General features: G+C 61.8%; 11 protein-coding genes. 6 read left to right on the forward strand and 5 right to left on the reverse strand.

What is annotated here, in order from left to right:
* Positions 1-19 precede the first annotated feature (19 nt).
* The 4 genes from L6D74_RS18365 to L6D74_RS18380 all read right to left on the reverse strand — a co-directional run bounded on the left by L6D74_RS18365 (position 20) and on the right by L6D74_RS18380 (position 3,597).
* A complete protein-coding gene (locus L6D74_RS18365; RefSeq protein WP_236189976.1) occupies positions 20-1,675 on the reverse strand; it encodes an AMP-binding protein in 1,656 nt (551 codons plus the stop codon).
* Positions 1,676-1,756: 81 nt separating this feature from the next.
* Positions 1,757-2,209, reverse strand: a complete 453-nt coding sequence (sixA, locus tag L6D74_RS18370) for a phosphohistidine phosphatase SixA (protein WP_064598618.1) — start codon at positions 2,207-2,209, stop codon at positions 1,757-1,759.
* Entirely contained in the window at positions 2,206-2,553 is a 348-nt protein-coding gene (locus L6D74_RS18375) for a DUF4389 domain-containing protein (protein ID WP_039772859.1), read from the reverse strand. The genes sixA and L6D74_RS18375 overlap by 4 nt, the downstream gene beginning before the upstream one ends.
* 18 nt (positions 2,554-2,571) lie before the next feature.
* A complete protein-coding gene (locus tag L6D74_RS18380; protein ID WP_236189977.1) occupies positions 2,572-3,597 on the reverse strand; it encodes an NAD(P)H-dependent glycerol-3-phosphate dehydrogenase in 1,026 nt (341 codons plus the stop codon).
* 196 nt (positions 3,598-3,793) lie between these two features.
* Here L6D74_RS18380 and L6D74_RS18385 point away from each other — a divergent pair, with 196 nt between their 5' ends.
* The 6 genes from L6D74_RS18385 to L6D74_RS18410 all read left to right on the forward strand — a co-directional run bounded on the left by L6D74_RS18385 (position 3,794) and on the right by L6D74_RS18410 (position 11,326).
* Complete coding sequence (locus L6D74_RS18385) at positions 3,794-5,917, forward strand: TonB-dependent receptor plug domain-containing protein (protein ID WP_236189978.1); 2,124 nt, start codon at positions 3,794-3,796, stop codon at positions 5,915-5,917.
* Positions 5,918-6,850 carry an ABC transporter substrate-binding protein gene (locus L6D74_RS18390; protein ID WP_236189979.1) on the forward strand — a complete coding sequence of 311 codons (933 nt, stop codon included), beginning with the start codon at positions 5,918-5,920 and terminating at the stop codon, positions 6,848-6,850.
* Positions 6,847-8,748 (forward strand): ATP-binding protein, encoded by a 1,902-nt coding sequence (locus L6D74_RS18395; protein WP_236189980.1) that lies wholly within the window; start codon positions 6,847-6,849, stop codon positions 8,746-8,748. Before L6D74_RS18390 ends, L6D74_RS18395 begins: the two co-directional genes overlap by 4 nt.
* Before the next feature lie 247 nt (positions 8,749-8,995).
* Positions 8,996-9,511 (forward strand): 3-hydroxyacyl-[acyl-carrier-protein] dehydratase FabA, encoded by a 516-nt coding sequence (gene fabA / locus L6D74_RS18400; protein WP_003227150.1) that lies wholly within the window; start codon positions 8,996-8,998, stop codon positions 9,509-9,511.
* 11 nt (positions 9,512-9,522) lie between these two features.
* Positions 9,523-10,743, forward strand: a complete 1,221-nt coding sequence (gene fabB / locus L6D74_RS18405) for a beta-ketoacyl-ACP synthase I (RefSeq protein ID WP_007957797.1) — start codon at positions 9,523-9,525, stop codon at positions 10,741-10,743.
* Positions 10,744-11,137: 394 nt separating this feature from the next.
* A complete protein-coding gene (locus L6D74_RS18410; protein WP_039772867.1) occupies positions 11,138-11,326 on the forward strand; it encodes a hypothetical protein in 189 nt (62 codons plus the stop codon).
* A 96-nt stretch (positions 11,327-11,422) separates the two neighbouring features.
* On the opposite strand, the gene L6D74_RS18415 is transcribed toward L6D74_RS18410, so the two are convergent.
* Positions 11,423-11,965: a DUF2058 domain-containing protein gene (locus L6D74_RS18415; RefSeq protein ID WP_007957793.1), complete on the reverse strand. Its 543-nt coding sequence runs from the start codon at positions 11,963-11,965 to the stop codon at positions 11,423-11,425.
* Between the last annotated feature and the right edge of the window lie 21 nt (positions 11,966-11,986).

The raw sequence follows: 11,986 nt of genomic DNA on the forward strand, positions 1-11,986 counted from the left end.
TTGTTGTTTTGATCGACGCTCAATCCTGCCACAGCACCGCCTCGCTGCGCTCGCTCCATTCTTCGAAACGTGCTCCGTAGGTGTCTTCGATGATGTTGCGTTTGATCTTCAAGGTCGGCGTGAGGAAGCCGTTCTCCACTGCCCAACTGTCCTTGACCACCACCAGCCGACGCAGGCGCTCGTGCTTGTCGAGTACGGCGTTGACCTCCTCCAGCAGTTTTTCCAGGCTCGAATGCAGCGGTGCGCGGGGCTCTTCCCGGCCCACCGCCGAGAGCACGCACAACCCCAGCGGCGCACTCAGGCCATCGCCGACCACGCAGACCTGCTCGATCCGCGAATGCACCGCCAGACGGTTTTCGATCGGCGCCGGGGCGACGTATTTGCCCTTGCTGGTCTTGAAGATTTCCTTGAGCCGCCCGGTCAGGCGCAAACGCCCTTCGGCGTCCTGTTCGCCCTTGTCGCCGGTGCGCAAGAAGCCGTCTTCGGTGAGGGTCTCGGCGGTTTTCTGCGGTTCCTTGAAATAGCCGAGCATGTTCGCCTGGCTGCGCACCTGCACTTCGCCGGACTCGTCGATCCGCACTTCCACGTCAGGACACGGCCGGCCGATCCAGCCTTCCTTGTATTGCCCCGGCAGGCAGATGTGCGAATAACCGCAGCTTTCGGTCATGCCGTAGACCTCCAGCACGTCGAGCCCGAGTTTCTGATACCAGCGCAACAGGGTCAGCGGCACCGGCGCCGCACCGGACAGCGCCACGCGCAAGGCATCCAGACCCAATCCGGCCAGGACCTTGTGGCCGATCCGTCGGCCGATAAAAGGCAGACCGAGCAGCAAGTCCAGGCGTTTCGCCGGGATCTTGCTGTAGACACCCATCTGGAACTTGGTCCAGATCCGCGGCACACCGAACATCGCCGTCGGCCGCGCCCGCTTGAGATCGGCAAGAAAGGTGTCGAGGCTTTCAGCAAAAAACACCGTCTGCCCGGTATAGATCGACGCCAGCTCGACGAACATCCGCTCGGCGACATGACACAGCGGCAGATACGACAGCAGCCGGTCGTTCTCATTGAGGCCGAACAGCTGCGTGCCGCGCGTCGTCGCAAACCCGAGATTGGCGAAGCTGTGCATCACGCCCTTGGGCTGGCCGGTGGTGCCGGAGGTGTAAATGATCGTCGCCAGTTGCTCGGCGGCGGGACGCGGATCGTCCTGGATCGGCGAGCTGCGTTGCACATCGTCCCAGTTGAAATCGAACGTACCCAGTGGATGCAGCGGCAGGCTGACCGTCGTCAGACCGGCCGGCACGCCTGGCGACATACCCTGCCAGTCATCAAGTTTGCCGATAAACGCCAGCACGCTTTCCGAGTGGGTCAGCACCTGATTCACCGATTCGGCGGTGAGGTTCGGATAGAGCGGCACCGAAACGTGCCCGGCCATCCAGATCGCCAGGTCGGCGATGATCCAGTGCGCGCAATTTTTCGAGATCAGGGCGATGTGGCTGCCTGGCGGCCACTCCCGGGAGCGCAGCCAGTGCGCCGCGCAGCGAGCCTGATGGCCGACGTCGGCCCAGGTCAGTGTCTCGACCTGCCCGCCGCCGATCGGCTGCACCAGAAAACGCTGACGCGGGTGCCGGGCCTCGCGTTCGTAAAACACGTCCAGCGGCAAACGGAAGGCGGAAGACATTCGACTCGCTCCTGTTTTTTGGTCTGGAGCAAGCGTAGTCAACCAAGCAAGTGCTTGGTTGACTATTTCATACAAAAAATTTCAGGGATGTTTAAGGCTGTTGAGCGTCATCGAGCCGATCAGCAACTCGCTGTGTTCGAGCTCGGCCAGCCCGGCGGTGCTGACTTTTTCCGGTGGGTAGCCCGCACCGTGTTGCAGGTAGCTGAGCAGATTGCCCACCAGCGGATTGTGGCTGACCAGCAGCACGTTGCTCACCGACACCAGTTGCTCGGCCACGCGGTCCGGGTCAACTTCCGGGGTCAACCACTCGACTGTACGGATTTCCGGCTCGAAGCCGAGCGCTTCGCGTACCAGTTGCGCCGTCTGCTGCGCCCGCAGGTACGGGCTGGCGTAGATCGCCGTCAGCGGCTGGCCCATCAAACGGGCCGCGCTGCTCAACACTTCCTTGCGACCGTGGTCGGTCAGTTCCCGCTCGGAGTCGGGGCGCGAGCCATAGGGCTCGGCCTCACCGTGACGCAATACCCAGAGTTTCATAGCTTGGGTTCCTCATCCCGGGCCGGATGCGGTGCCGGCGCAACAACGTGTGGCGCTTCACCTTCCGGCGTACGCGGCGCCGGCCAGTCGGCGAACGGCCAGGGTTTCTGGTCGCTGTGGAAGCTGCCGAAACGGCCGATCTGCGCCAGAAACTGGCTCAGGCTGTCGCCGAAATTCATCAGGCTGGCGCTTGGGGCGCCATAGAACAAACGATAGATCAACTGCACCAGCACCACCGCGCCGAGGATGAACTGCGCTACCTGCCAGACCAGGATGTAAACAATCATCCACAACACCCGCAGGAGGATGGATTCATATTTGGCTTCGGTTTTCGGATCGTTCATGGCCTGCTCCCTGCTGAATCAGTTGAAACCACTGGTGGAAATAAAGTCGACATCGGTTTTCGGTTCGGCACGCATCAGCAGACCGATCACCTGCTCAAGCGTGCGCCCTTCGAACAGAATTGCATGCAATCCGGCGACCAGCGGCATGTACACGCCAACCTCCTGAGCCTTGGCCTTAAGCACTTTCAGGGTGTTGACGCCTTCGGCCACTTCACCCAGGCGCGACACCGCTTCGTCGAGGCTCAAACCCTGACCGAGGGCGAAACCGACCTGGTAGTTGCGGCTTTTCGGCGACGAGCAAGTGACGATCAGGTCGCCGACACCGGCCAGACCGAGGAAGGTCATAGGGTTGGCGCCCTGATTCACCGCAAACCGGGTCATTTCGGCCAGCGCCCGGGTAATCAGCATGCTCTTGGTGTTCTCGCCCATTTCCAGCGCCACCGCCATGCCGGCGATGATCGCGTAGACGTTTTTCAGTGCGCCGCCCAACTCCACGCCGAAACGGTCGGCGCTGGCGTAGACGCGGAAAGTGCGGCCATGCAACGCGGCCTGCACGGCTTTGCAGAGTTCTTCGTCTTCGCTGGCGACCACGGTGGCGGTCAGTGCGTGCTCGGCGATTTCCCGCGCCAGGTTTGGCCCGGACAGCACGCCGATACGCGCCTGCGGGGCGATCTCTTCGAGGATCTGGCTCATCAGTTTGAAGGTGTGGGCTTCGATGCCCTTGGTCAGGCTGACCAGCATCTTGCCGCTCAGGCGTTTGGCGTGCGCTGCCAACACCGTGCGCAGCGCGCTGGACGGCAACGCGACGAAACACAAATCGCAGGCGTCGAGGGTTTCCTGCAGGTCGGTGACCGCGGTCACGCCGGGCAGAATCCTGATGCCTTTGAGGTACCGCGGGTTCTCGCGATTGACCCGGATGGCCTCGGCCTGCTCGGGGTCACGCATCCACTGCCGGACTTGATGGCCGTTCTCGGCCAACAGATTGGCCACGGCGGTACCGAAACTTCCGCCTCCCAGGACCGCAATCGGGCGCTGTTCAGTCATATTTAATCCGTTAATCCATACCAGTGGCGATGCCGGCATTATACGGAGCGTCCCCTTCTCGGACAGCCCCGGCGTCAATTACCCGCACTTGTAGGAAGAAGACCAATAAAACCGAGGAAAATGCCTGCAACGTGACTGGAAAAGTCGTCGACCTCGGTTAACATGCGCGCCAATTCTTTGCTATCAAGGCTGCGTCGTGTTTTCTGGCCCCCCTTCCCCGCGTTCGTCCCTGCTGCTGGCGCTGCTGTTCAGCCCGGTGCTGCTGGCGGACGACCTGTTTGTCGACAGTGAGGCCTTGCCGCAGATCCTGACCGCCACGCGCCTGAAACAGTCGCCGGCGGAAGTCCCGGGCAGCATGACCGTGCTCGACAGCGAACTGATCAGCGCCAGCGGTGCCCGGGACATCAGTGAACTGCTGCGCCTGGTGCCGGGGATGATGGTCGGCAACATCAGCGGCAATCAGGCGGCGGTGAACTATCACGGGACCAACGCCAGCGAAGCCCGGCGCATGCAGGTATTGATCGACGGCCGCTCGGTGTACCGCGCCGGTCTGGCGACCGTGGACTGGAGCGATATCCCGGTGGCCATGGAAGACATCGAGCGCATCGAAGTCTTTCGCGGCCCGAACACCGTCAGCTACGGCGCCAACGCGCTGATGGCGGTGATCAACATCATCACCCGCAACCCGGCGGACAGCCACGGCACACGACTGAAGCTGACCCGCGGCCAACGCGGCATCAATGATTTCTATGCCAGCCAGAGCACCGGCTGGAATGGCGGCGACCTGCGTCTGTCGCTGTCCGGCCAGGAGGACGACGGTTTCGACAGCGACCGCACCGGCGCCGACTACCGCGACAACCGCCGCTTGAACCGCTTCAGTCTCGCGGTCAGCCAGACCCTGAGCGACAACCAGAGCCTGGACTGGCAGGTCAACGCCAAGGACGGGACCAATCAACGGCCCTACACCTACCGACCGGTGTTCTCCGGGATTACCGCTGCCGGGAACAATTCCGACGTGGTTGCCAAGGACTACGCCGGCTCGGTGCGCTGGAACCTGGACCTCAATCCCGATCACAGCCTTTACGTGCAAGGCTCGGCACAACACTGGGATCGCCAGCAGACCTGGCGCGCCTGTGACGCCGAAGTGTCGTTCAGCCCGCAGTTGACGGAGCTGTGGCAGCTCAACCCGAACTACACCGAACGCCTGGCCCGTAACATGACGCTGTTCACCGGCCCCGGCGCACCCGCCGGCACGCCGCAGGAAATGACCCTGGCCAATCAGGTGCTGGACCAGTGGCGCAACGGTGCGCGCCAGACCCTGTGTGGCGACATCGACCAGAGTGCCCGGGAATCGCGCTACGACCTGGAGTTGCAGGACACCCTCAGCCTGTCCGATAGCCTGCGTCTGGTCAGCGGCCTGAACTATCGTTACGACCGTGCCGACTCCGAGACCTATTTCAACGGCACGCTGGACGACACCACTTGGCGCGCCTTCGGCCAACTGGAATGGCGCGCCAGCGAACACTGGCTGTTGCAGGGCGGCGCCATGTTCGAAGACACGCAATTGATCGGCAGCTCGCTGACGCCCCGGTTTGCGGTCAACTACCTGATCAATCCGCGGCACAGCCTGCGCGCGGTGTATTCGGAAGCCATCCGTTCACCGGACATGTTCGAGAACAACGTCAACTGGAGTTATCAGGTGACCAACCTGCGGCCCGCCGCCTATGGCCAGTCTTCGGCCCGCTACTTCGTCAAGACCCGGGGTCCCGGCGACCTGGACCAGGAGCACATGCGCTCGCGGGAACTGGGCTACAACGGCTTTTTCCCGGAATGGGGCCTGGCGCTGGACGTGAAGCTGTTCTACGACGAAATCACCGGGATGATCAGCGAACCGCTGCGCAACAATCAGTACATCGCCAGCAACGCCAACGATTCGCGCTTTCGCGGCACCGAGACGCAAATGGACTGGCGCCTGAGTGCGGCTGACCGCTTGCGCCTGACCTACGCCTTCGTCGACGCCGAGGCGAGCAACCCGCTGGACCAGCAATTCACCGCGCGCAACAGCGGCTCGGCCGGCTGGCTGCGCGATTGGGGCCACGGCTGGAACAGCGCCCTCTTCTATTACGGTGACAACGCGCTCAACGGTTACCGCTTCGAGCGGGTCGACACGCGCATCGCCAAACGCATCGCCCTGGGCAAGGCCCAGCTGCAACTGGCCGGCGTGCTGCAACAACGCCTCGACCATGAGCCGACCACCTTCGTCGACAACAATTACGACGAACGCCGCGTGGTGTATTTCAGCGCCGAGCTGGAGTTCTAGATGCGTTACGCCCTGTCACGGAAGATGCCAACGCTCGGCCAATGGCTGGCCGGGCTTTGTCTGTTCCTGACAGCATGGCTGCATGGCGTGGCCGTGCAGGCGGCCGATATTCTGCTGACCGGCGCCGAGGAAAGCCCCGGTGTGCAGTCCTTCGTTCAGGCCCTGAGCGAACTGCGCCCCACCGACCGCGTGCATTTCCAGCCACTGGCCAGTCTGCCAGCACCGGGCAAACTGCCGTCGAGCCTGCGCCTGATCCTGCTGGATCTGCCGAGCCTCGATTGGCGCATGCAGGAAAGCCAGGGCCCAGCGACTTTGGTCCTGCGCATCAGCCGCTTGCAAGCCCGCCAACGCTTCGGCGACGCGCAGCCACCCCACTTGAGCCTGCTGTGGGCCGATCCGCCGCTGAGTCGTCAGTTGCAACTGATCCGCCGGATTCTGCCCCAGGCCGGGCGCGTCGGCGTGCTGTTCGATCAGCACAGCGAGTTCCTGCTCAAGGAGCTGCAATCGGCCGCCCAGCCGCTGAATCTGCAAATCGTCCCGCAGCGCTGGGATAACACCCACGACAGCCGACCCTTGCAGACCGTGCTGAAAAACAGCGACGTGCTGCTGGGCCTCGACGACCCTGACCTGTACAACCCGAAAACCGCGAAGAACCTGTTGCTCAGCAGTTACTCTCGGCAACTGGCACTGGTCGGGCCGAATGTCTCGTTCGTTCGCGCCGGCAGCCTGGCCAGTACCTACAGCGATCAGAACGACTGGCTGGCCGTCCTCGACGAATTGCTGGACCGGCCACCGGCCACCTGGCCGCGCACGCTCTACCCCGGGCGTTTTAAAGTCTCAAGTAATGCGCAGGTGGCTCGTTCCCTAGGGATAGAACCGATCAATGAAGCGTCTGTCGCCGCAGAGCTGGCCGAAGGAGAGCGCCGCCCATGATTTTCCGCCGTTGGGACATCAACACCCGCACTCAGTTGATCAGTCTGGGCCCTGCGCTGTTGCTGACCTTGCTGCTGATCAGCTTTTTCACCTTCGTGCGCATTCAGGATTTGCGTCAGGAGTTGAACCACACCGGCCAGTTGATCGCCAACCAGCTCGCACCGGCCACCGAGTACGGGGTGATTTCCGGCAACAACGAAGTGCTGGAAAGCCTGCTCAAGGCCACGCTGGCCACGCCGAACGTGCGGTTTCTAGAAGTGCAGGACAGCGCCAACCGGATTCTGGCCTACGTCGAACAGCCGGCGGATGCGCACAATCGTCCGCATCAGGTCGAAGTGTTCCAGGCACCGGTGCGGCTGCAACGCATTGCCCTGCACAACGATTTCTTTCAGGACGGCAAGAGCAATCCCGGCGTGGCCAGCGAGGATTATCTGGGGCGGGTGATCGTCGGGCTGTCGAATGACGCCTTCAGTCAGCGCCAGCAGGAGATCCTGCTCAAGGCCGGGATTTTGGCGTTGTTCGCCCTGCTCTTCACCTTTGTGCTGGCGCGGCGACTGGCCGGCAGCCTGTCGCAGCCGATCCGCGACATCGGCAATGCGGTCAAGGCGATTCAGGAGGGCGACTACAAGACCCCGCTGCCGATCGTCGATGACACCGAGCTGGGCGCACTGTCCCAGCACATCAACAACCTGGCCCAGGCACTGGAGCAGGCCAGCCGCGAACAGCATCAGGCGATGGCGCAACTGATCCAGACCCGCGAAGAGGCGGAAAAGGCCAACAACGCCAAATCGGATTTCCTGGCAATGATGAGCCATGAGCTGCGCACCCCGATGAACGGTGTGCTGGGCATGCTGCAATTGCTGGAAACCACCGACATGACCGAGGAGCAGGTCGAGTACGCGGCGCTGGCTTCCGAGTCCACCGAGCACTTGCTCAAGGTGATCAACGACATTCTGGATTTCTCGCGCATCGAACGTTCGGAGCTGGAGCTGGAGCACATTCCGTTCAACCTCGCCGACCTGATCGGCGCCTGCGCCCATTCCTTCCAGCACAGCGCGGCGCAACGCGGGCTGGCCCTGCAGCTGCGGATCCCCGATGACATGCACGACTTGCAGGTACAGGGCGATCCGACGCGGATCCGGCAGATTCTGGTCAACCTGGTCGGCAATGCACTGAAGTTCACCGAGCAGGGGCGCGTCAGCATCGAGGCGCAATGGCAATCGCTGGATCACGAATTGCTGTGGTTCACCTGCGCGGTACGTGACAGTGGCATCGGCATTTCGCCGGAAAGCCTGGAGCTGATGTTCAACGCGTTCCAGCAGGCCGACAGCTCGATTTCCCGTCGATATGGCGGCACCGGTCTGGGCCTGCCGATTGCCCGCACCCTCGCCGAGCGGATGGGCGGCACCTTGCGTGCCCAGAGTGAAGAAGGTCGCGGCTCGGTGTTCACCCTGGAAATACCACTAGCCCTATATAAGCAGGCACTGCCCGCGCTGGCGGCACCGCGCGCATTGAACGGCAACGGTCACGGCGAAGGACGCCATGTGTTGCTGGTCGAGGACAACCCGGTCAACCAGACCGTGATCGAAGCGATGCTGCGCAGCCTGGGCTTTACCGTCAGCGTCGCCACCGATGGCGTGCAGGCGGTGCGCAGTGCCGGGGACAGCCGTTTCGAAGCGATCCTGATGGATTGCCGCTTGCCACTCATCGATGGATACGAGGCGACCCGACAGATCCGCCGCCTGCCCGGCTGCGGCCAGGTGCCGATCATCGCCCTGACCGCCAACGCGTTGCAGGGTGATCGCGAAAACTGCCTGTCGGCGGGGATGAACGATTACCTGGCCAAGCCATTCAAACGCAATGACCTGCAGCAGATTCTGCAGCGCTGGGTGCAGTAGAGAGGCCCTTTCGAGCATCTGCGACTGGCGTGAAAAGCGAAAGTGCGGCAGTCTTAGGCACCCGAACGGGCCTCAAAAGGGGCTTGATTAAAAATTTCAGTGCACAAGTGTACATTCATGTCCTTGGTGCTGTGACTTTCACCACAACGCAATAGTCTATGAGTAGGCTGCCGGTTCGAGGCATGAACGCGTCGATCGGCCGGGAAGATTTGCCCCACCTGCCGCATGGGATTATTGAGGAGCTCGCATGACCAAACAAAACGCCTTTACTCGGGAAGACCTGCTGCGCTGCAGTCGCGGTGAGCTGTTCGGCCCAGGTAACGCGCAACTGCCCGCCCCGAACATGCTGATGGTGGATCGCATCACCCTGATCAGCGAAGAAGGCGGCAAGTACGGCAAAGGTGAATTGGTCGCCGAGCTGGATATCAACCCTGACCTGTGGTTCTTCGCGTGCCACTTCGAAGGCGATCCGGTGATGCCGGGCTGCCTGGGTCTGGACGCCATGTGGCAACTGGTCGGCTTCTTCCTGGGCTGGCAAGGCCTGCCGGGCCGCGGCCGTGCGCTGGGTTCGGGCGAAGTGAAATTCTTCGGCCAGGTCCTGCCGACCGCCAAGAAAGTCACCTACAACATTCATATCAAGCGCGTCCTCAAGGGCAAGCTGAACCTGGCCATCGCCGACGGTTCGGTGACTGTCGACGGTCGCGAAATCTACACCGCCGAAGGCCTTCGCGTCGGCGTGTTCACCTCCACTGACAACTTCTAAGGGTTATTCGCATGCGCCGCGTCGTTATCACTGGTCTGGGCATCGTTTCGTGCCTGGGCAATGACAAAGAGACCGTCTCCGCTAACCTGCGTGCAAGCCGCCCTGGCATCCGGTTCAACCCGGAATACGCCGAAATGGGTCTGCGTAGCCAGGTTTCCGGCTCCATCGACCTCAACCTTGAAGAGCTGATCGATCGCAAGATCTATCGCTTCGTCGGCCACGCAGCGGCTTACGCCTACCTGGCCATGAAAGACGCCATCGCTGACTCCGGTCTGACCGAAGAGCAGGTGTCCAACCCGCGTACCGGCCTGATCGCAGGTTCCGGCGGCGCGTCGACCCTGAACCAGATGGAAGCGCTGGACATCCTGCGCGAGAAAGGCGTCAAGCGCGTCGGCCCATACCGTGTAACGCGGACCATGAGCAGCACCGTTTCGGCTTGCCTGGCCACCCCGTTCAAGATCAAGGGCCTGAACTACTCCATCGCTTCTGCCTGCGCTACCAGTGCCCACTGCATCGGTACCGCCATGGAACAGATCCAGATGGGCAAGCAGGACATCGTGTTCGCCGGCGGCGGTGAAGAAGAGCACTGGAGCCAGTCGTTCCTGTTCGACGCGATGGGCGCCCTGTCCAGCAAGCGTAACGACACCCCTGAGCAAGCTTCCCGCGCCTACGACGCCGACCGTGACGGTTTCGTCATCGCTGGCGGTGGCGGCATGGTGGTGGTCGAGGAGCTGGAACACGCTCTGGCCCGTGGCGCGAAGATCTACGCGGAAATCGTTGGCTACGGCGCGACTTCCGACGGCTACGACATGGTGGCCCCGAGCGGCGAAGGCGCGATCCGCTGCATGCAGCAGGCGCTGTCCACCGTCGACACCCCGATCGACTACCTGAACACCCACGGCACTTCGACTCCGGTCGGCGACGTCGCGGAAATGAAAGGTGTGCGCGAAGTGTTCGGCGACAAGGCCCCGGCCATCAGCTCCACCAAGAGCCTGTCGGGTCACTCCCTGGGCGCCGCCGGCGTTCACGAAGCGATCTACTGCATGCTGATGATGGAAGGCAACTTCATCGCCGGTTCGGCCAACATCGACGAACTGGACCCTGAAGTGGCCGATCTGCCGGTGCTGACCAAGACCCGCGAGAACGCCACCATCAACACCGTGATGAGCAACAGCTTCGGCTTCGGCGGCACCAACGCCACCCTCGTGCTGAAGCGCTGGGAAGGCAAGTAATTCCCTCCCGCTGAGCCGCACATGAAAACGCCCCGACTGGTTCGGGGCGTTTTTTTTCGCCAGCCATAAACACAACCTCCTGTGGGAGCGGGCTTGCTCGCGAAAGCGGTGGGTCAGTCGACAAAAATGTTGAATGTTAAATCGCATTCGCGAGCAAGCCCGCTCCCACAGGGTCGGTGTATTGCTTGAAAATCGCCGTCAGGAACATGAAGCTTTTGTCATGGAACTCAATACCCTGCGACTGAATGTCGCGGTTTCCGCGGGCTCCAGCGCTGTTGCAGATTTCGCAAGAATACATTGCACGAATCGGGCGTTTACTTAGCAGGCTAACAAAATCTATAACGGAGTCCTGCACACGCCTTGCTGCAGATAACTTGAGATTTGGAGCTAGCAGATGACTGTAAAAGTAACTGAACGCGACGATTCACACATGTCCCATGAAGGCGTAGCCGCCGGCGTACGGATCTGGGATGTGCATCAACAAGACTTGCTGGTCGGCATGTTCCACAACGAGATCGACGCCCACAACTACAAGGCCGAACTGGAACTGCAGGAACAGCAGCGGGATCGGAAATCCGCCTGAAACAAAACCACAGCATTGAAAACGACAAACCCCGCCATGAGCGGGGTTTGTCGTTTTGGGGATTTCAGGGCCGCTTCGCAGCCCGGCGGAACCCGCTTACCACATCAGATCATCAGGGATCACATAGGCCGCGTACGGATCGTCCTCGGCATTGACCTCTTCGACCTTCTCGTTGAGCTGGACGATGCGCTGTGGATCGCGCTCCTGAATCTTCAGGGCGGCCTCACGAGGAATCACTTCGTAGCCGCCGGCGTGGTGCACGATCGCCAGCGAGCCGCTGCTGAGCTTGTTGCGCATCAGCGTGTTGACCGAGATGCGCTTGACCTTCTTGTCGTCGACGAAGTTGTAGTAGTCCTCGGTCGTCAGCTTCGGCAGACGCGAGACCTCGATCAACTGCTTGACCTGCGCGGCCCGGGCCTTGGCTTCCGCCTTCTCCTGCTGCTGGCGGTTCAGCTCCTGGTCGCGCTTGACCTTCTCGGCCTGGGCTTCCTGGGCAGCACGCTGCTGGGAGTCGTCCAGTTCGATCTGACCTTTGTGGGCCAGGCGCTGTTGTTTCTGTTTGTCTTTGCTGACCTGCTTGGCCTGCTTTTGGTTGACCAGTCCTGCCTTGAGCAACTGGTCGCGAAGGGAAAGGCTCATTGATGCTTACTCACTTGGGCA

Source organism: Pseudomonas pharyngis (assembly GCF_021602345.1).
GTDB classification, from domain to species: Bacteria; Pseudomonadota; Gammaproteobacteria; order Pseudomonadales; family Pseudomonadaceae; genus Aquipseudomonas; species Aquipseudomonas pharyngis.